The sequence below is a fragment of the Acidovorax sp. genome (genome assembly GCF_046294525.1).
Taxonomy (GTDB): Bacteria; Pseudomonadota; Gammaproteobacteria; order Burkholderiales; family Burkholderiaceae_C; genus Acidovorax.
The window spans coordinates 348,007-367,223 of the sequence record NZ_JBKBKQ010000001.1 but is presented as its reverse complement, the minus strand read 5'-3'; the positions used below and the strand labels follow the sequence as shown (position 1 = coordinate 367,223).

At 65.2% G+C, this 19,217-nt stretch carries 16 protein-coding genes; 6 read left to right on the top strand and 10 right to left on the bottom strand.

Annotated elements, in window-relative coordinates; genetic code table 11:
* Window positions 1-153: 153 nt before the first annotated feature.
* The 5 genes from accB (at window position 154) to ACK4HJ_RS01605 (ending at window position 6,154) form a co-directional block, all read left to right on the top strand.
* Window positions 154-615 carry an acetyl-CoA carboxylase biotin carboxyl carrier protein gene (accB, locus tag ACK4HJ_RS01625; protein WP_409827084.1) on the top strand — a complete coding sequence of 154 codons (462 nt, stop codon included), beginning with the start codon at window positions 154-156 and terminating at the stop codon, window positions 613-615.
* A 174-nt stretch (window positions 616-789) separates the two neighbouring features.
* The gene (gene accC, locus ACK4HJ_RS01620) at window positions 790-2,139 is read left to right on the top strand and encodes an acetyl-CoA carboxylase biotin carboxylase subunit (RefSeq protein WP_409827082.1); all 1,350 of its coding nucleotides are present in this window, start codon (window positions 790-792) and stop codon (window positions 2,137-2,139) included.
* A gap of 243 nt (window positions 2,140-2,382) precedes the next feature.
* A complete protein-coding gene (gene prmA / locus ACK4HJ_RS01615; RefSeq protein ID WP_409827080.1) occupies window positions 2,383-3,285 on the top strand; it encodes a 50S ribosomal protein L11 methyltransferase in 903 nt (300 codons plus the stop codon).
* A gap of 91 nt (window positions 3,286-3,376) precedes the next feature.
* Window positions 3,377-5,155, top strand: coding sequence for a DUF3426 domain-containing protein (locus tag ACK4HJ_RS01610; RefSeq protein ID WP_409827078.1), 1,779 nt, complete (start codon window positions 3,377-3,379; stop codon window positions 5,153-5,155).
* A gap of 96 nt (window positions 5,156-5,251) precedes the next feature.
* Window positions 5,252-6,154, top strand: a complete 903-nt coding sequence (locus ACK4HJ_RS01605) for a carbohydrate kinase family protein (RefSeq protein WP_409827076.1) — start codon at window positions 5,252-5,254, stop codon at window positions 6,152-6,154.
* Between the two features lie 185 nt (window positions 6,155-6,339).
* Here the strand turns inward: ACK4HJ_RS01605 and ACK4HJ_RS01600 are convergent, their stop codons facing one another.
* From ACK4HJ_RS01600 to ACK4HJ_RS01560, 9 genes are all read right to left on the bottom strand, one after another.
* Window positions 6,340-6,879 (bottom strand): histone, encoded by a 540-nt coding sequence (locus tag ACK4HJ_RS01600; RefSeq protein WP_409827074.1) that lies wholly within the window; start codon window positions 6,877-6,879, stop codon window positions 6,340-6,342.
* Window positions 6,880-6,894: 15 nt separating this feature from the next.
* Window positions 6,895-7,044: a hypothetical protein gene (locus tag ACK4HJ_RS01595; RefSeq protein WP_409827073.1), complete on the bottom strand. Its 150-nt coding sequence runs from the start codon at window positions 7,042-7,044 to the stop codon at window positions 6,895-6,897.
* A 28-nt stretch (window positions 7,045-7,072) separates the two neighbouring features.
* Window positions 7,073-8,278, bottom strand: coding sequence for a ribonucleotide-diphosphate reductase subunit beta (locus ACK4HJ_RS01590; RefSeq protein WP_409827071.1), 1,206 nt, complete (start codon window positions 8,276-8,278; stop codon window positions 7,073-7,075).
* Window positions 8,279-8,413: 135 nt separating this feature from the next.
* Complete coding sequence (locus ACK4HJ_RS01585; RefSeq protein WP_409827069.1) at window positions 8,414-11,353, bottom strand: ribonucleoside-diphosphate reductase subunit alpha; 2,940 nt, start codon at window positions 11,351-11,353, stop codon at window positions 8,414-8,416.
* A 388-nt stretch (window positions 11,354-11,741) separates the two neighbouring features.
* The gene (gene ampD, locus ACK4HJ_RS01580; protein WP_409827067.1) at window positions 11,742-12,338 is read right to left on the bottom strand and encodes a 1,6-anhydro-N-acetylmuramyl-L-alanine amidase AmpD; all 597 of its coding nucleotides are present in this window, start codon (window positions 12,336-12,338) and stop codon (window positions 11,742-11,744) included.
* Window positions 12,322-13,860 (bottom strand): sigma-54-dependent transcriptional regulator, encoded by a 1,539-nt coding sequence (locus ACK4HJ_RS01575; RefSeq protein WP_409827065.1) that lies wholly within the window; start codon window positions 13,858-13,860, stop codon window positions 12,322-12,324. Before ACK4HJ_RS01575 ends, ampD begins: the two co-directional genes overlap by 17 nt.
* A 128-nt stretch (window positions 13,861-13,988) precedes the next feature.
* Window positions 13,989-15,692 carry a two-component system sensor histidine kinase NtrB gene (locus tag ACK4HJ_RS01570; protein WP_409827063.1) on the bottom strand — a complete coding sequence of 568 codons (1,704 nt, stop codon included), beginning with the start codon at window positions 15,690-15,692 and terminating at the stop codon, window positions 13,989-13,991.
* A 5-nt stretch (window positions 15,693-15,697) separates the two neighbouring features.
* Entirely contained in the window at window positions 15,698-15,925 is a 228-nt protein-coding gene (locus ACK4HJ_RS01565) for a PP0621 family protein (RefSeq protein WP_409827061.1), read from the bottom strand.
* The gene (locus ACK4HJ_RS01560; protein WP_409827059.1) at window positions 15,922-16,719 is read right to left on the bottom strand and encodes an inner membrane protein YpjD; all 798 of its coding nucleotides are present in this window, start codon (window positions 16,717-16,719) and stop codon (window positions 15,922-15,924) included. Before ACK4HJ_RS01560 ends, ACK4HJ_RS01565 begins: the two co-directional genes overlap by 4 nt.
* A 99-nt stretch (window positions 16,720-16,818) precedes the next feature.
* On the opposite strand from ACK4HJ_RS01560, the gene ffh reads away from it, so the two are divergent.
* A complete protein-coding gene (gene ffh, locus ACK4HJ_RS01555) occupies window positions 16,819-18,195 on the top strand; it encodes a signal recognition particle protein (RefSeq protein WP_409827057.1) in 1,377 nt (458 codons plus the stop codon).
* A gap of 160 nt (window positions 18,196-18,355) precedes the next feature.
* Here the strand turns inward: ffh and ACK4HJ_RS01550 are convergent, their stop codons facing one another.
* Window positions 18,356-19,123, bottom strand: coding sequence for a C13 family peptidase (locus tag ACK4HJ_RS01550; protein WP_409827055.1), 768 nt, complete (start codon window positions 19,121-19,123; stop codon window positions 18,356-18,358).
* Window positions 19,124-19,217: the final 94 nt, after the last annotated feature.

Genomic DNA, 19,217 nt, shown 5'->3' with positions numbered 1-19,217 from the left:
GAGCATCATCTGTAGCCAAATGCTTCTAAAAGCTGCCGCCTGTCGGTGCGCAGGCCTTGTTGAAGTTCATGAAAATTGATGATCGATGGCTGCGATAGGGCGAAATTGGAGTAAATTCGCGCCCTATTCAGTTTTATAGCCGTTGGAGCTTCCATGGATCTGCGAAAACTCAAAACCCTCATCGATCTCGTTTCCGAGTCCAACGTTTCCGAACTTGAAATCACCGAGGCCGAAGGCAAAGTCCGCATCGTGAAGAGTGTGGCGGGCGTCGTGCAGCAGTATGTGCCCGCACCGGCCCAAGCGCCTGTCGCTGCTGCGCCGGCAGCTGCCGCTGCCCAGATGGCCGAACTGCCCGCGCCCTCCGCGCCCGCAGCGCCTGCTGGCCACATCGTCAAGTCGCCCATGGTGGGCACGTTCTACCGTTCGTCCAGCCCCGGTGCCAAGCCTTTTGTGGAAGTGGGCAGCCAGGTCAAGGAAGGCGAGACCATCTGCATCATTGAGGCCATGAAGATCCTGAACGAGATCGAGGCTGACAAGTCGGGCACGGTGACCCGCATCCTGGGCGAAAACGGCCAGGCCGTTGAATACGGACAGCCTTTGTTCGTCATCGAATGACAGAGAACAACCCCCTGAGCGCCTGCGGCGCTTCCCCCTTCTCTCGCATTGCCGCGCGCTGCGGAAAGGGGGGCACCGCCAGCGCGACGGGACGGCCCTTGCGTGGTGGTCGCGCGTGGACGCCGCGTCGGTTTCACGCGCCGCGTGCATTGCGTCGCATTGTGGAAAAACAATATGTTTAAAAAGATTCTGGTCGCCAACCGGGGGGAGATCGCCCTGCGGATACAGCGCGCCTGCAGCGAGCTGGGCATCAAGGCCGTGATGGTCTATTCCGAGGCCGACCGCGACGCCAAATACGTCAAGCTGGCTGAAGAGGCCGTCTGCATTGGCCCCGCGCCCTCGCCGCTGTCGTACCTCAACATGCCAGCCATCATCTCGGCGGCCGAGGTGACCGACGCCGAGGCCATCCACCCCGGCTACGGCTTCCTGTCCGAGAACGCTGATTTCGCCGAGCGCGTCGAAAAGAGCGGCTTTCAGTTCATCGGCCCCACGCCCGAGTCGATCCGCATCATGGGCGACAAGGTGTCGGCCAAGCAGGCCATGATCCGCGCGGGCGTGCCCTGCGTGCCCGGCTCCGAGGGCGAGTTGCCCGACGACCCGGTGCAGATTCGCCGCATCGCCAAGGCCATCGGCTACCCCGTGATCATCAAGGCCGCTGGCGGCGGCGGCGGCCGTGGCATGCGCGTGGTGCACACCGAGGCGGCGCTGGTCAATGCCGTGCAGATGACCAAGGCCGAAGCGGGCGCCGCCTTCGGCAACCCGGCGGTGTACATGGAGAAGTTTCTCCAGAACCCGCGCCACATCGAGATCCAGGTGCTGGCCGACAAGCACCGCAACGCCGTCTACCTGGGCGAGCGCGACTGCTCCATGCAGCGCCGCCACCAGAAGGTGATCGAAGAGGCGCCGGCCCCCGGCATCCCCCGCAAGCTGATCGAAAAGATCGGCGAGCGCTGCGTGGCCGCCTGCAAGAAGATTGGCTACCGCGGCGCGGGCACGTTCGAGTTCCTGTACGAAAACGGCGAGTTCTACTTCATCGAGATGAACACCCGCGTGCAGGTGGAGCACCCCGTGACCGAATGGATCACCGGCGTGGACATCGTGAAGACGCAGATCATGGTGGCGGCGGGCGAGAAGCTGCCCTTCACACAGCGCCAAATCGAGATCCGTGGCCACGCCATCGAGTGCCGGGTGAACGCGGAAGACCCGTACAAGTTCATCCCGTCGCCGGGGCGCATCACCACGTGGCATCCGCCGGGCGGTCCGGGCGTGCGCGTGGACTCGCATGCGTATACCAACTACTTTGTGCCACCCAACTACGACTCCATGATCGGCAAGATCATCGTGCACGGCGACACACGCGAGCAGGCTCTGGCCCGCATGCGCACGGCGCTGTCCGAGACGGTGATCGAAGGCATCAACACCAATGTGCCGCTGCACCGCGAGCTGATGGTGGACGCCAAATTTATGGCCGGCGGCACGAACATCCACTACTTGGAAGAGTGGCTGTCGCAGCACAAGCGCTAGGCCGGGCACAACCCCCTGAGTCGCTTCGCGCCATCCCCCTTCTCTCGAACTACTGTGTAGTTCGGGAAGGGGGACACCGCCAGCGCGGCGGGGCGGCCCTTGCGCGGCGGTCGCTGGCACAGAGCGGTGCGTTTTTGCGGGCTGCGGATTTGTGTCGGACCTTTGTGGGTACGGCAGCCGTTGATTCACATGCTGGCCCTTGGCAACAGGGACCAGCATTTTCATTTTTCTGAGAGGCGTTCCATGTTTGAGCTGAGTCTGATGTGCCCCGAGGACTGTATCGAACCGGTCAGCGACGCGCTGGATGCGCTCGATGCATTGAGCGTGTCGGTCGAAGATGCCGACGCCCAGACCGATGCTGAGCAGGCGCTGTTTGGTGAGCCCGGCATGCCGCCCCCCAAGGATGGCTGGCAGCGCAGCCGTGTGGTGGCTTTGTTCCCCAGCGAAGTGGCGGCCCGCGAAGCGCAGCAATTGCTGGTGGTGCAGGACTTTTTTGTGGGCTGCCAGGTGCTGGGCGTGGCTCAGGTGGCAGAGCAGGACTGGGTTCGGCTCACCCAATCGCAGTTTGCGCCGGTGGACATCACGCCCGATTTCTGGATCGTGCCCACCTGGCACGAGCTGCCTGCGCAGGCCGTGCGCAGCATCCGCCTCGACCCAGGCCTGGCCTTTGGGACCGGCACGCACCCCACTACCCGCATGTGCCTGCGCTGGATTGCGCGCAACGGCGCCACCGACCCGGCGCAGGGCAATCCGCTGGGTCGCGTTCTGGACTATGGGTGCGGCTCTGGCATCCTGGCCATTGGCGCCGCCAAGTTTGGCGCGACCGACATTGACGCTGTGGACATCGATCCGGCGGCAGTGGAGTCCACCGCCCAGAACGCGCAGGCCAATGACGTGCAGCTGCGTGCGGGCCTGCCCGACAAGGCGAAGGGCGAGTACCAGACCGTGCTGGCCAACATCCTGGCCACGCCGCTGCGTGTGCTGGCACCGTTGTTGTGCGCCCACGTGGCGCAGGGCGGCCATCTGGTGTTGGCCGGCATCCTGGAGCGCCAGGCGGATGAGCTGAAAGAGGCCTATGCGCCCTGGGTTCGGCTGGAGGTGGCCGACACCGAGGACGGCTGGATCCTGATGACGGCGCAGCGCTGACTACAGTCGGCCGGAAGGCGCCCGCATCTGGGCAGCCAGACCGGCGTCCGCACGCGAGCACCTGCGCCGCGGCCCCTACAATCGCCCGCTGATGAGCCAGATCACCCGCTGCCCGGCCTGCGCCACCTCGTTCAAGGTGGTGGCCGACCAATTGCGCATATCCGAAGGATGGGTGCGCTGCGGCCAATGCAAGGAAGTGTTCGACGCTGCGGCCCACCTACTGCCGTCCGCGCCCCCTGCGTTGCTGCCGGATGTGTCGCTCACGGATGTGAAACCCCCGCCCGCGCCCGTGGCGCGCGCGTCCGACGAGGGGCGCGCTTGGGGGGCGCCGCCACCTGCGGCAGCGCGCGTGGCATCCCAGGACCAGCAGGGTGCGGCGCCGCTGGCTCTGACTCCTTCCGGCTCCCGCGCGGCGGCGCCGCCCCTGCCTTTGCCGGCAGCCACCGTCGCCCCCGCGCCGTGGACGCCGCCCGCCGTGCCGGCGCTACCCGAGGTGGCCCACCCCCCGGTCATGGAAGTGCCCACCCCCGCGGTGCCGGCCTTTCTTACCACCGGCGCGCAATCGGGTCTGGCCGATGGTCTGAGCCTGGAGCCTGACACGCCCTTCGCATGGCGCTCGCCCCCATCTCCACGCCCCTGGCCGGAGGAACCGCCTGCAGCTGCAGCAGTGCCCGCGCCACAGGTGCAAGGGACAGTCGCGGGCCGCACGGACGATGACGAGGAAGACGCTCCGCCCAACTTCATGGACACCGTGCCCGCGTCGCTGGACGCGTTGGAGGCGCTGGAGCCCTATGAACCGCTGGAGCTGCCCCGCTCTGCGCCGAAGCCGCAGCAGACCGCGACCGCATCGGGCCAGAACCTGGCGAACGAATCATTTCCCTCGCCTTCGGTACCTTCCGTGCCAGGAGGGTACGAACTGCCGGTGGCAGACCTGCCGGATTCCGACTGGCCTGCGGACCTGCTGGAGCCGGACACCGCAACAGCGGGGGCTGGTGTGCTCAATGCAGGTGGTGTGTCGGCTTTGGCGACGCCGCCTGCCGAGATTCCGGACATTTCCTTCCCCGCGCTCGACGTGGCGTTGCCGACTGCCAAGTCCACCGCGCCCGTCGATGGCTCCATGCGCCCGCGCCGCATGCGGGGTGTGGCTACGGCCGCCGCAACTGGAAATTCGCCTGAGGCCGTGGAAGGCCACCCCGTGCCCGCCCTCGATGCCAGCCCTGCGGCAGACGTGCTCAGTCCGGATGCGCTGAGCCTGGTGGCCGACGACTCGGCGGCTGCAGTGCTTCGGGCGGACCCGCGCCGGGCCGCGTCTGCGCAGGACGCTGATCATGAAGATGCGGAGCTGGACCCCGCCAGCGAGGTCAGCTTCGTGCGCGCGGCGCGGCGCCAGGCCTTCTGGCGCCAGCGGTGGGTGCGCGGTGTGCTGCTGCTCGTGGTCCTGGTGTCGCTGGCGGCACTGGCCTTGCAGGTGGCGGTACAGGAGCGTGACCGCATCGCGGCAATGGACCCGCGCGCGCGGCCCTGGCTGGTGAAGCTGTGCGAGCCTTTGCGCTGCGAGATTGCCCCGCCGCGCCAGATTGCGGACGTGGTGATCGACAGCTCATCCTTCAACAAGGCCCGGGGCGACAGCTACCAGTTGGCGCTCACCATGAAGAACCAGGCAAGCATTCCGCTGGCCATGCCCGCAGTGGAGCTCACGCTGACCGATGCGCAGGACCAGCCTGTGCTGCGCCGTGTGCTGCTGCCCACCGATCTGGCCGCACCCGCAGAACTGCCGGCGCGGGGCGAGTGGAGCGCGTCGGCCGCTGTCATCGTCACCACCGGGGGCGCACGCGTGGCGGGCTACCGGCTGCTGGCCTTCTATCCATGAGCTGGTGCCAGGGCTGCGCTACCGCAGGGGCTGCGCCTCAGCGGGCTGCGCATGGCCACGCCCACTTTCCAACTTCCTAACTTCTATCCAATTCATATGGCTGCCATCATTTGCGGATCCCTGGCGTTCGACACCATCATGACCTTCGAGGGCCGGTTCGCGGAGCAGATCCTGCCGGACCAGCTGCACATCCTGAATGTGTCATTCCTGGTGCCATCGCTGCGCCGCGATTTTGGCGGCTGCGCGGGCAACATTGCCTACAGCCTGAAGCTGCTGGGCGGCGAGCCTCTGCCCATGGCCATGCTGGGCAGCGACGGAGCAGACTACCTGCAGCGCCTGGAAGCGCTGGGCATCAGCGCCCGCCACGTCGGACAGGTGCAGGACACCTACACCGCCCAGGCCATGATCATGACGGACCGGGACAACAACCAGATTACCGCCTTCCATCCCGGCGCCATGATGCAGGCACATGCGAACCAGATTACCGCAGGCGATGCGGCTTCTGTGGCCGTGGGCATCATCGCGCCGGACGGGCGCGACGCCATGCTCCAGCATGCCGCGCAGTTCGTGGCAGCGGGCATTCCGTTTGTGTTCGACCCGGGCCAGGGCCTGCCGATGTTCAATGGCGAAGAACTGGCGGCATTTGTGGAGCAGGCCTCGTGGGTGGCTGTGAACGACTACGAAGGCAAGATGCTGTGCGACCGCACCGGCTGGACGCTCGAAGCCATCTCGCGCAAGGTGCGCGGCCTCGTGGTCACCCTGGGCGCAGAAGGTTGCGAGGTCTGGGTGGACGGCCAGAAAACGCACATTCCCCCCGCCGTGCCCGCCGCCGTGGTGGACCCCACCGGTTGCGGAGACGCATGGCGCGGTGCGCTGCTGTACGGCCTGGAAAAGGGCTGGCCGCTGGAGCGCTGTGCGGCGTTGGGCAACCGGGTAGGTGCGCTCAAAATCGCCCAGCGAGGACCCCAGAACTACACGCTGGACTTCACCCCGGAATAGAGGCGACCGCTCTCGAAATGAGAGCGGCTAGCGCTTGTTTTATAAGAGTTTCAGCGGATTTTTGCTTGAAATCAAGGGTGGGCTTGCGCTGCGCGCTCCACAATTGATAGCGGTTCCCGGCGTGTGCCCATAAAAAAAGCCCGGCATCGAAATGCCGGGCTGGGGCGCCAACAAGGGCGCCGCGATCAGGGCTTGTTGCCTGTGGGGAAAGGCCACGCTGCCTGGGGGTTGAGCGTGGTTTGCGCTGCGGGTGCTGCAGCAGCGGCCGCAGGGGCAGGGGCCTTGGCGGCCTTCTTGGCAGGGGCTGCCTTCTTGGCTGGCGCCTTTGCAGGTGCGGCCTTCTTGGCAGCTGCAGCCTTCTTGGCGGGAGCGGCCTTCTTTGCCGGTGCTGCTGCCTTCTTGGCAGGTGCGGCCTTCTTCGCTGCTACTGCCTTCTTGGCGGGAGCGGCTTTCTTTGCCGGTGCTGCTGCCTTCTTTGCCGGTGCGGCCTTCTTCGCTGCTACAGCCTTCTTGGCGGGAGCGGCTTTCTTTGCCGGTGCTGCTGCCTTCTTGGCAGGTGCGGCCTTCTTCGCTGCTACGGCCTTCTTGGCGGGAGCGGCTTTCTTTGCCGGTGCTGCTGCCTTCTTGGCAGGTGCAGCCTTCTTCGCTGCTACGGCCTTCTTGGCGGGTGCAGCCTTCTTCGCTGGGGTCGCTTTTTTAGCGGCTGGTTTTTTCGCAGTTGCCATCATGTTCTCCTTGGGTCAATTTGCATGCAAAGAGCACTCCCTGTCTGCAGTGGGCAGGAAGCGATCCATGGAGATGGAGAAGAACTCCATCTCCATGAACACGGGAACGCCCCACACGGCCGCCGTTGCGGCGCTCAGTGTGTCGGGCGTGGTGTAGAAATCCATGGTGGTGTGGGCCTGCAAAGAAACGGCGCTAGTCCCAGGACAGCGCACCACCAGACTGGTATTCAATAACCCGGGTCTCGAAGAAGTTACGTTCCTTCTTCAAGTCGATCATTTCGCTCATCCACGGGAAAGGGTTCTCTTCATTGGGGAAGAGCGTTTCCAGCCCGATCTGTGTGGCGCGCCGGTTGGCGATATAGCGCAGGTAACCCTTGAACATGGACGCGTTCATGCCCAGCACGCCACGGGGCATGGTGTCCTCGGCATAGCGGTATTCCAGTTCCACGGCCTTCAGGAACAGCGCCTTGATCTCGGCCTTGAACTCGGCCGTCCACAGGTGCGGGTTCTCCAGCTTGAGCTGGTTGATCAGGTCGATGCCGAAGTTGCAGTGCATGGACTCGTCGCGCAGGATGTACTGGTACTGCTCGGCAGCGCCCGTCATCTTGTTCTGCCGACCCAGTGCCAGGATTTGCGTGAAGCCCACGTAGAAGAACAGGCCTTCCATCAGGCATGCAAAAACGATCAGCGACTTGAGCAGGGTCTGGTCGGTTTCGGGAGTACCGGTTTTGAAGGAAGGATCCATGATCGCTTCGATGAAGGGGATCAGGAACTCGTCCTTGTCGCGGATCGACTGGACTTCGTTGTAGGCGTTGAAGATCTCGCTCTCATCGAGGCCCAGCGACTCGACGATGTACTGGTAGGCGTGGGTGTGGATCGCTTCTTCAAACGCCTGGCGCAGCAAGAACTGGCGGCACTCGGGGGCGGTGATGTGCCGGTAAGTGCCCAGCACGATGTTGTTGGCGGCCAGCGAGTCGGCGGTGACGAAGAAGCCGAGGTTGCGCTTGATGATGCGGCGCTCGTCATCGGTCAGGCCGTTGGGGTCCTTCCACAACGCGATGTCGCGCGTCATGTTCACCTCTTGGGGCATCCAGTGGTTGGCGCAAGTAGCCAGGTATTTTTCCCACGCCCACTTGTACTTGAAGGGCACCAGCTGGTTGACGTCGGTCTGGCCGTTGATGATGCGCTTGTCGGCTGCGTTGACGCGACGGTGCGTGGCTGCAGCGGGGGAGGATGTGGAAGCGGGGGTTGTGGCAGAGGCCGTCGTCGTTGCGTGCACGGCTTGCAAGGAAGGCGCTTGGAAAGGCAGGGGCGGCTGTCCCGCCGGGTGGCTCGTGTTCAGTCCACCGTCCAGTTGATTTTGCGATGAGGGCTTGACTTCTTCGTCCCAGGACAACATAGATTTTCCAGTGTTCGGATTATGAAAGCAGTGCTGCAAAAAGGAAAGCACTGCAGCGTTGTGCAGCAACGTTTTGTTGCTTCACAGCACATGCGCAACACCTCGAACGCATCCGCGGTGTTGCGCGCGAAGTCCTTATTGGCAGGCTTCGCAACCAGGATCGTCGATTGCGCTGAATTGCACATCCGTGGCAGGGAGCACGGAGGACTGCGCAACGGCTGCTGCGGCCACCGCTTCGCGTGCAGCCGGCGCGGCCTGTGCAGGCGCCGATGCAACGGGCGCGCCGCCTTCGCTACCCGAAGACACGGCGTTGAGCTGGCGCGTGTTCACGGTGCTCATCTCGACGTGAGTGGCGCTTTGCGTGCGCAGGTAGTACGTGGTCTTGAGGCCACGGATCCACGCGAGCTTGTAAGTGTCGTCCAGCTTCTTGCCCGATGCGCCGGCCATGTAGATGTTCAGGCTCTGTGCCTGATCGATCCACTTCTGGCGGCGCGATGCAGCCTCCACCAGCCACTTCGGCTCGACCTCGAAGGCGGTGGAATACAGCGCCTTGATGTCGGCGGGCACCCGGTCGATGGGGTGCAGCGAGCCTTTGAAGTGCTTGAGGTCCATGATCATCACGTCATCCCACAGGCCGAGGCGCTTGAGGTCACGCACCAGCCCGCCGTTGATCACGGTGAACTCGCCCGACAGGTTGGACTTGACCGACAGGTTGCCAAACGAGGGCTCGATCGATGCATCCACGCCGATGATGTTGGAGATGGTGGCGGTGGGCGCAATGGCCACGCAGTTGGAGTTGCGCATGCCGTCCTGAGCAATCTTCTTGCGCAGCGCATCCCAGTCCATCGTGGACGAGCGATCCACTTCCACATAACCGCCACGGGCCTTGGCAAGCATGTCCAGCGTGTCAAACGGCAGGATGCCACGGTCCCAGAGCGAACCCTTGTAGCTGGAGTACTGGCCGCGCTCCTTTGCGAGTTCGGTGGATGCCCAATAAGCGTAGTAGCAGATGGCTTCCATCGACTTGTCGGCGAATTCCACCGCTTCCTGCGAGGCGTAAGGAATCCGCAGCGCATACAGGCTGTCCTGGAAGGCCATCACGCCCAGGCCCACGGGGCGGTGGCGCAGGTTGGAGTCGCGGGCCTTGTTCACGGCGTAGTAGTTGATGTCGATCACGTTGTCCAGCATGCGCATGGCCACGGTGATGGTTTTCTTGAGTTTCTCGTGGTCGATCTTGCCGTCTTTGATGTGCTGCAGCAGGTTGACGGAACCCAGGTTGCAAACGGCGGTCTCGGTGTCGCTGGTGTTCAGCGTGATCTCGGTGCAAAGGTTGGACGAGTGCACCACGCCAGCGTGCTGCTGGGGCGAGCGCACGTTGCAGGCATCCTTGAACGTGATCCAGGGATGGCCGGTCTCGAACAGCATGGTGAGAATCTTGCGCCACAGGTCCGTGGCCTGGATGGTCTTGGCGGGCTTGATCTCACCACGTGCCGCCTTTTCTTCGTAGGCCACATAGGCCTTCTCAAAGTCGGCGCCGAACAGATCGTGCAGATCCGGCACGTTGGAGGGCGAGAACAGGGTCCAGGTGCCCTTCTCCATCACGCGGCGCATGAACAGGTCGGGAATCCAGTTGGCCGTGTTCATGTCGTGCGTGCGGCGGCGGTCGTCGCCGGTGTTCTTGCGCAGTTCCAGGAACTCTTCGATGTCCAGGTGCCAGGTTTCCAGGTACGTGCAGACGGCGCCCTTGCGCTTGCCGCCCTGGTTCACGGCCACGGCCGTGTCGTTCACGACCTTGAGGAAAGGCACCACGCCTTGCGATTCGCCGTTGGTGCCCTTGATGTGCGAGCCTAGGGCGCGCACGCGCGTCCAGTCATTGCCCAGGCCGCCCGCAAACTTGGAAAGCAGGGCGTTTTCCTTGATGGACTCGTAGATGCCGTCCAGGTCGTCCGGCACGGTGGTCAGGTAGCAGCTTGACAATTGCGAGCGCAGCGTGCCGCTGTTGAACAGCGTGGGCGTGCTGGACATAAAGTCGAAGCTGGACAACACTTCGTAGAACTCGATGGCCCGTGCCTCGCGGTCGGTTTCGTTGAGTGCCAGGCCCATGGCCACGCGCATGAAGAAGGCCTGGGGCAGCTCGATGCGTGTCTTCTTGACGTGCAGGAAGTAGCGGTCGTACAGCGTCTGCAGGCCCAGGTAGTCGAACTGCAGGTCGCGTTCGGCCTTGAGCGCAGCGCCCAGGCGGTTCAGGTCGTATTGCTTGAGCAGGCGCTCGTCCAGCAGCTCGTTGTCTACCCCCTTTTGGATGAAGGTGGGGAAATAGTCCTTGTAGGCCTGGCCCATGTTGCTCTGGGCCACATCGCGTCCCAGCACCTCGCGCACGATGGTGTGCAGCAGCAGGCGGGCCGTGGCGTAGGTGTAGTCGGGATCTTTTTCGATCAGGGTGCGGGCGGCCAGAATGGATGCCTTGTAGACCTCGTCCATGGGAACGCCGTCATACAGGTTGCGCATGGTCTCGGCGACGATGGGGGCAGCCTGGATGTCGGCGCCCAGGTTGGCGCAGGCCGACTCGATCAATGCGTGCAGGCGCAGGATGTCCAGCTGCACCCGTTGACCGTTGTCGATCACGTGCATCACCGGGGTGGCGGGGGCGAGCTGTTCCTGGTGGTGAGCGCGCTCCTGCGTCCGGCGCTCGCGGTACAGCACGTAGGCGCGGGCGACTTCGTGGTGCTCGCCGCGCATCAGGCCCAGCTCGACCTGGTCCTGCACATCTTCAATATGGAAGGTTCCGCCGCCAGGACGCGAGCGCATGAGGGCACGGACCACGTTCTGGGTGAGCGTGTCCACCACCTCACGCACGCTGGCAGAGGCCGCGCCCTGCGTGCCGTGCACTGCCAGAAACGCCTTCATCATCGCCACCGCAATTTTCTGGGGCTCGAACGGCACCACCGCGCCGTTGCGGCGAATGATCTGGTAATGCGTGAGCGGGTGCCCGGAAGTTGCGGCCGCCGCAGCGTGCGTGGCGACATCCGCAGAGGCGGTTGGCGATGTGGAAGGCGTGTTCAAAGCAGCTTGCATGGGTGTCCTCTTCTGTGGGCTGTCTGGGTGGGCGTGCGGCCTGGAGTGCCGCCGCAATGTGTGGGTGCTGCACCGGACTTCAGTCTGGCGCACACTATATATGGTGTGTCGAGGCGGTTCAAGACACTACCGGTAGTGTACCGCCGTAGACGCCAGCAAAAATGAAACAGCTGGTATGTAAGCGACTATGTGGTGAGGTCGTCGCTCTGCGGACAGCGTGTCGGCGCTTGGAAAAGTCGCGGCGCGACTCGCAATCGCGGGCGATGCCAGCGGGTTTTGCCCGGGAACCCGCGTGGTATCTCGCGTCCGAATTTTTGTGCATCCGCACAAAGATTTTTCGAAGATTTTTAGATGCAGCGCCGCAACTACAGGCCACGCACGCTCTCGCTCAGGGCCGCACCAGCACGCTGCTCGGAAAACGGTCGGCCGGCCAGCCGAGGGTACTTTGCAGGTGCTGCCAGTCAAATCCAGCACCAGGGTCCTGTTTGCGGCCGGGGGCGATGTGTTCATGGCCGGCAATGTGGCGTATGGGGTAGCGCTGCGCGAGGTCCTGGCACAGCGCGATGAGCGTGGTGTATTGCGCGTGCTCGAAGTGCTGGCCCTCCAGCCCCTCCAGCTCAATGCCCACGGAGTCATCGTTGCACTGGCTGCGCCCGCGGTAGTGGGACTGCCCCGCATGCCAGGCCCGTTGGTCGCAGTCCACGAACTGCCAAAGCACCCCCCCGCGGTCAATGAAAAAATGCGCTGACACCTGCAGCCCACGAATGCTCTGAAAATAAGGATGGTCGTCCCAGTCCAGCATGTTGGTGAACAACTGCTGCACGGCGCCAGTCCCGTACTGGCCCGGGGGCAGGCTGATCGAGTGGATCACGACAAGATCGACGACCGCAGTATCCCCGCCAGGGCGCGGGCCCTGGTTGGGTGACACAAGCCGGTGGGCGCGCCGGTGCCAACCACCTTCCCACGCGTCAGCCGATGTCTTCATGGGCGTCGGAATCGGTCGGTGCGGCAATGTTCAGGCGCGCGATGCGGTAGCGGATCTGCCGCAGGCTGATGCCCAGGCGCGCCGCGGTGGCGGTGCGGTTGAATCCCGCCTCGCGCAGCGCGCGGATGAGGATGTCGCGCTCCTGCTGGTCCAGCCAGGCCTGCAGATCGCTGGGCAGTGGCACGGTACTGCCCAACGTGAAGGGCGCGTGCGATGCGGATGGGGCCAATGGGGGCGGGGGAGCAGTGCTTCCCTGCGCAGACGCGGCCGCGGCTGTGGGTGAGCGCGGCATTGTGGGATCTGCGCTGCCATGCGGCGGGTCGACATGAAGTTCTTCTCCGTCGCTCAGCGCCACGGCACGGTGCAGCAGGTTTTCAAGTTCGCGCACATTGCCGGTCAGCGGGTGCGCGGCAATGGCGTCCAGCGCGGCCGTGGTCAGGGCGGGTACCGGGATGGCGGATTCCTGGGCGATGCGGACCAGCAACGCATTGCACAGCGAGGGCAAGTCCTCGCGCCGCTCTCGCAGCGGTGGGATCACGATCTCGATCACGTTGAGCCGGTAGTACAGGTCCTGCCGGAACCGGCCGGACTGAACATCGGCCGCCAGGTCGCGGTGGGTCGCGCTGACGATGCGCACGTCCACGGTTTCTTCCTGCGTGGAGCCCAGCGGTCGCACACTGCGTTCTTGGATGGCGCGCAGCAGTTTGGACTGCATGGCCAGGGGCAGGTCTCCGATTTCGTCGAGGAAGAGCGTGCCTCCGCGCGCAGCCTGAAAGTAGCCGTCCCGGTCCTGTGCGGCGCCGGTGTATGAGCCCTTGCGAGCGCCGAAGAACTCGGCCTCCAGCAGGTTTTCAGGGATCGCCCCGCAGTTCACGGCGACCAGCGGGCCGTCGGCGCGCTGGCTGCTGGCGTGCAGCGCGCGGGCCACCAACTCCTTGCCGGTACCGGATTCGCCGTGGATCAGCACGGGTGCCATGCCCCGGGCCACTTTCGCGACACGCTGTTTGACATTGCGCATGGCGTCGGACTCTCCCACCAGGCGGTCAAGCGCATGGTTGCTGCCGAGGGGCTCTAAGGTAGCGGCGGCGCCCGCGCGTCCTGCGGTGTTGCCGCGCCCGCTGCGCGGCGCGGGAACGCCCCCGGTGCCCTGTACGGCGGAGGCCACCACCAGCCGGAACTGCTTCAGATCCACCGGTTTGGTGAGGTAGTCAAAAGCGCCTGCACGCAGGGCTTCCACGGCGTTTTCGGCGGAGCCGTAGGCCGTCATCACCACGCAGCGCTCGCGGCGCTGCTGGTCGCGCAGATCCTGCAGCAGCTCCATGCCAAAACCATCGGGAAGGCGCATGTCCGTGATCACGGCATCAAACCGGTGTGCCTTGAGTTGCTCGCGCGCCTCTTGCACCGTAGAAGCCGTGTCCACGCGGTAGCCTTCGCGCAGCAAGGTCAGCTCGTACAGCGTTCGCAGGTCGGGCTCGTCGTCCACGACGAGAATGGAGGCTGGAGAAGAAGGGGACGTACTCATATCAGTTGTCTATTGCGTTGCGCATGTGATCGGTGCGTCCCAGGCGTGCGCGGCGACGGCGGTGCCATCGTCCCGCGACAAGCCTGAAACACAGGGCCAGGGTGCAATGCGACTCACAGGGCGCATCCCTACACCACAATGGTGTCAAACAGCGTGGCCGACTCGCTGGGCCGGGTGATGCGCCGGAACGCGACGGTGAAGGCGTTGCCGCCCGTGTCGCCGCGCGTGGTGCTGCGGTTCAACCGCTGGTAGCTGATGGAGGCGCCGTGGCGCTGGCACAATTCACGGCAGATATACAGGCCCAGGCCGCTGGAGCGGCTCTCGGATGAAAAGAAGGGCTCGAAAAGATGGCGTTCCACGGATTTGTCCATGGGGGCACCATCGCTCCAGACCTGCAGGCTCACCTGTCCATTGGGCGTGGTGCGGGTGGTGATGGCGAGGGAGTCCGGCTCCGGGCCCATGTAGCGCAACGCGTTGTCCAGCAGGTTGACCAGCACCCGGCGTAGATGCTCGGCATCAAACTCCACGTGGGCGCCAGCGGCGTCGAGCTGCACTTGAGCGCGGCGGCGGGACGTATCGTGGGCTTGCCAGTCGTTCCATATCTGGGCCACGGTGTCGTCCAGCGCCAGGGCGGACGCGGGGGCGTGGCTGATTTGGTGCTGCACGCGGGCAATGTCCAGCACTTCCTCAGCAATGCGGGCAAGGCGGTCCGCGTTCTGCTGCACCATGGCTGCTAGCCGCTTCTGGGCGGGGTCGTGCAGGTCTTCTTCCAGAAGTGCGTTGGCTTGCACGATGGCGGCGAGCGGGTTGCGGATCTCATGGGCCACGGCGGCCGACATGCGGCCCATGGCGGCCAGCTTCTCCGTGCGCAGGCGGGCTTCCATTTCGCGCAGGTCGTGCAGAAACATCACGCACAGACGTTCGCTGCGGGTGTGATTGGCGGCTTCTCGGGTGGAGGTGAGCCAGGTGCGCACGTGCAGGCCGGTGGGGCTTTGCCCAGGATGCAGCAAATCCACGTCCGCTGTCTGGGGCTGCTCCTGGCGGAAAGTGCGGCGCGCCAGCAGCACCAGCGGGTGCCACGGGGCTTCGGATGCCAGGGCAAAGGGGGGTACGGGCAGCGCGGCGCTGCCCAGCAGTTGCAGTCCTGCGGGGTTGGCCAGGCGCACCGTGTCGTTCTCGTCCACCACCAAGACCCCGTCGGTCAGGTTCTGTATGACAAGAGCGGCCACCTGGGCCTGCACCTGCGCTGCCACCTGGCTTTGCTGGGCCAGTTCCTGCTCCCGCGTGAGGCGGGTGGCCAACTGGTGCACCAAGTAGCTCACGATAAAGTAACCCGTGCCGGTGAGCGCGCTCTGCAGGTACCGTTGGGCGTCGTCACCACCGGCTCGCGTACCCAGCCACCAAGCCCAGGCCAGCAACAGCAGGGTCACGCCGGCGGTGGTGCCCAGAGCCAGTGTGAGTGTGCCCAGCACGGCCGCCATAAGAATGGGCAGGCCGAACAGGGGCGTGAAGTTCATGGCCCCCACCTGCAGCAACTGCAGGGCGGAAATCGCAGCCAAGTCCACACCGATGGAGGGCAGCCATTGCGGGCCGGCACTGGGCGACGGCGGGGCGTGTCGCGCCAGCACGCGCAGCAGCACCGTGGCCACCAGGTAGGCCAAGCACACCGCCAGCACTCCCTGTTCGGCCACCTGGTTCACCATCTGCCCCACGCCTTGCAGGACCAGCAGTGCCAGCGCCACCATCACCCGGGCGCTCAGGAATCCCCGCCACAGGCGCACGAATGATGCGTCTGCCGCAGACCAAAGGGGTCCAGGCGTCGGTGTCTGCATGGTTCTCAGGCCGGGCCCAGGCGCTGGTGCTCGGCGCAGCAGTAGGCGTCGCTGCCCAGCATCAAGGCGTCGGACCGGGGGACGTGCACGCCGCAATGGGCGCAAGCCAGCATGTCTTGCGGCAGGGCCGGCGTCTGGGGATGTTGCCGAGGGGCGGCAGTGTCCGAAGGCCTACGGCTGCGCCAGATGCCGAACGCCACCAGCAGAACCACCAGCAGGAGCAGGTACTTCATGGGGCGCGTCCCAGCACGACTTCCATCACAAATCGTGAGCCCACATAGGCCAGCAGCAGCAGCGTCGAGCCCGCATACAGCACGCGCACGGCATTGCGGCCGCGCCAGCCAAATCGCGCTCGGCCCAGCAGCAGCGTGGCAAAAGTCAGCCACGACAGCAGCGAGAAGATGGCCTTGTGGTCCCAGCGCCAGGCGCGGCCGTAGAGCGTGTCGCCAAACAGCCAGCCCGCCAGCAGCGTGGCCGTGAGCAGCACGAAGCCGGCCGTCACGAAGCGAAAGGTCAGCCGCTCCAGCGTGAGCAGCGGAATGCCGCTGTGGGGATCCTCGGCCTGACGGATGTGTCGCTCGGCGCGCGTCATGAGCCAGGCGTGCACCACTGCGGCGGCAAACAGGCCATAACACGCGATGCCCAGCGCGAGGTGAAGAGGCAACCAGGCGGATGCTGCGACATGCAGGGGTTGGCCGGGGAACAGCATGGCCAGCACGATGGCTGCGGCGCCCAGTGCGGCCAGCACCCAGCGGGCCTGCATCTGCGGGAACAGCTGCCGCTCCACCGCATAAACCGTCAGCACCAGCCAGGCTGTCATCGACAGCGCGGGTGCAAAGCCAAAGCGGGGCGCCTCGCCCCACAGGCCCCATACCAGCACGGCACCGTGCAGCGTCCAGGCCAGCAGCAGCGCGTTGCGGGATGCCGCGGCACTCAGGCGGGACGCCGCAGCAGCTGGAACGGCGTAGGCCATGGCAGCTGCCAGGGCAAGAAGCCAGCTGGCAGGGGAGCTACTCGCTAAAATCATGGATACAGTTTAGCCTTTCGCCCCACCGCCAGCGCCCTGGCGGGCTTGCGCGCTCCGCCCAGCGTTGATGCCGCGCAGGCAACACCGGAACATCTCTCTATGGCCTCCGCCCTTACCGACAAACTCACGCGCCTAGTCAAGGAGATGCGTGGCCAGGCCCGCATCACCGAATCCAATGTGCAGGACATGCTGCGCGAGGTGCGCATGGCCCTGCTGGAGGCCGACGTGGCCCTGCCCGTGGTGCGCGACTTCATCGCCCGCGTGAAGGAAAAGGCCCTGGGCCAGGAGGTGCTGGGCTCGCTCAAGCCCGGGCAGACGCTGGTCAGCATCGTCAACCGCGAGTTGGCTGCCACCATGGGCGAGGGCGTTGCCGACATCAACCTGGCCGCCCAGCCGCCCGCCGTCATCCTGATGGCCGGCCTGCAAGGTGCGGGCAAGACCACCACCACAGCCAAGCTGGCCAAGCATCTGATCGAAAAGCGCAAGAAGAAGGTGCTGACCGTGTCGGGCGACGTGTACCGCCCGGCCGCCATCGAGCAGCTCAAGACCGTGACCAAGCAGGCCGGCGCCGAGTGGTTCCCGAGCACGGCCGACCAGAAGCCGCTGGACATTGCCCGCGCTGCCATCGACTATGCGAAGAAGCACTTCTTCGACGTGCTGCTGGTGGACACGGCCGGGCGCCTGGCCATCGACGAAGCCTTGATGAAGGAAATCAAGGACCTGCACGCCGCGCTGAACCCCGTCGAGACCTTGTTCGTGGTCGATGCCATGCAGGGCCAGGACGCGATCAACACCGCCAAGGCGTTCAAGGAGGCGCTGCCGCTCACCGGCATCGTGCTGACCAAACTGGACGGCGACTCGCGCGGCGGCGCTGCGCTGTCGGTGCGGCAGATCACGGGCGCGCCCATCAAGTTTGCGGGCGTATCCGAAAAGATCGACGGCCTGGAGGTGTTCGATGCGGAGCGCCACGCGGGCCGCATCCTGGGCATGGGCGACATTGTGGCGCTGGTGGAGCAGGTCACTGCCGGTGTGGACATGGAGGCAGCCCAGAAGCTGGCCGCCAAGGTGAAGAGCGGCGACGGCTTTGACCTGAACGACTTTCTTGCGCAGATCCAGCAAATGAAGCAGATGGGCGGCCTCTCCAGCCTGATGGACAAGCTGCCGTCCCAGCTGACTGCTAAAGCGGGCGCACTGGACATGGACAAGGCCGAGAAGGACATCAAGCGCAAGGAAGGCATTATCCAGAGCATGACCCCGCTGGAGCGCCGCAAGCCTGAGCTCATCAAGGCCACACGCAAGAAGCGCATTGCTGGCGGCGCGGGCGTTCAGGTGCAGGAGGTCAACCGCCTGCTCAAGGAGTTTGAGCAGATGCAGGAGATGATGAAGAAGATGAAGGGTGGCGGCCTGATGAAAATGATGAAGCGCATGGGCGGCATGAAGGGCCTGGGCGGCGGCATGCCCAAGATGCCGTTCTGAAGACCGTCAACTCCTCAGCACGGCGGCCGGACAGTGCGGCCCCGCCAACCCCCAAAAGCCCCAGGCGGAGTTCTCTTCTCCTGGGGCTTTTGCCTTCTCCGGTGCGGGGCGCACTGCACGCCACATGCCCGGCACGCCGGGCGGCCCCAGCTCCGCGCGCTCAGGGACTGGGGATCGGTTGCAGCCACTGGCCCAGCGGCTGCTCCGCCCAGGCCTTGGCCTCGTCGCCCACAAAGATGCGCGGGCGTGAGGGCGGGAGCTTGCGGCGCTTCTCCTGCGCGGCGATGGCCTTCTGGGCCTCCTCCATCCACTCCGTGGCCGAGCGGCTGCCCGCCTCGGGCTGGCCGAACAGCGCCTCGGCAAACGGCGTGTGGTTGCCGGGATAGCGGCAGTTGAAGCTGGTGCGCCGTACGTCCGTCGCCGTCAGCACGACGCGGTTGGCGGCCTTGAGGGGCTCGATGAAAGCGCCGCTGTAGCAGGCGGACAGCACGACGAGCGTGGGCACGTCCTTGAGCGGCGCGAGCGCTTCACTCAGCATGCGAGGCGTGAGGGGCTGCAGGTGCTTGCCGGCGGCATTGATGTTCAGCAAACCGGGATTGGCGTGGGTCGAGATGAACAGCAGCACCCGGTCGCGCGGCTGGGCCACTTCGGCGGTTTTGGACATCACCAACGCAAAGTTCTCCACCGTGACCTGGGGCCAGTCGCTGCTCTGGTCGCGCGCCGGATTCGCCAGCTTGACCAACAGCGCGTTGGGGTCGATGTCCTTCACCCATTTCTCGGCCAGCTCCACGTCGTTGCGGAACGCCTTGGCCTGCGAGTGCATGGCCAGGCCCGCAAAAATGATGCGGCCCGGCGGCTCGGGTGGCGGCGGCGGCGCGGCAGGGGCCTCGGCCACGGGGGGCTGGGCAGGGGGCTGCGGGGTGAACATGCCACAACCTGCTAGCAGGGAGGTCAGGGCAACGATGGCGCTGGACTGGACCAGCAGCCGCCGACCGGCGGCAGGGACAATGGATAACGGTGGC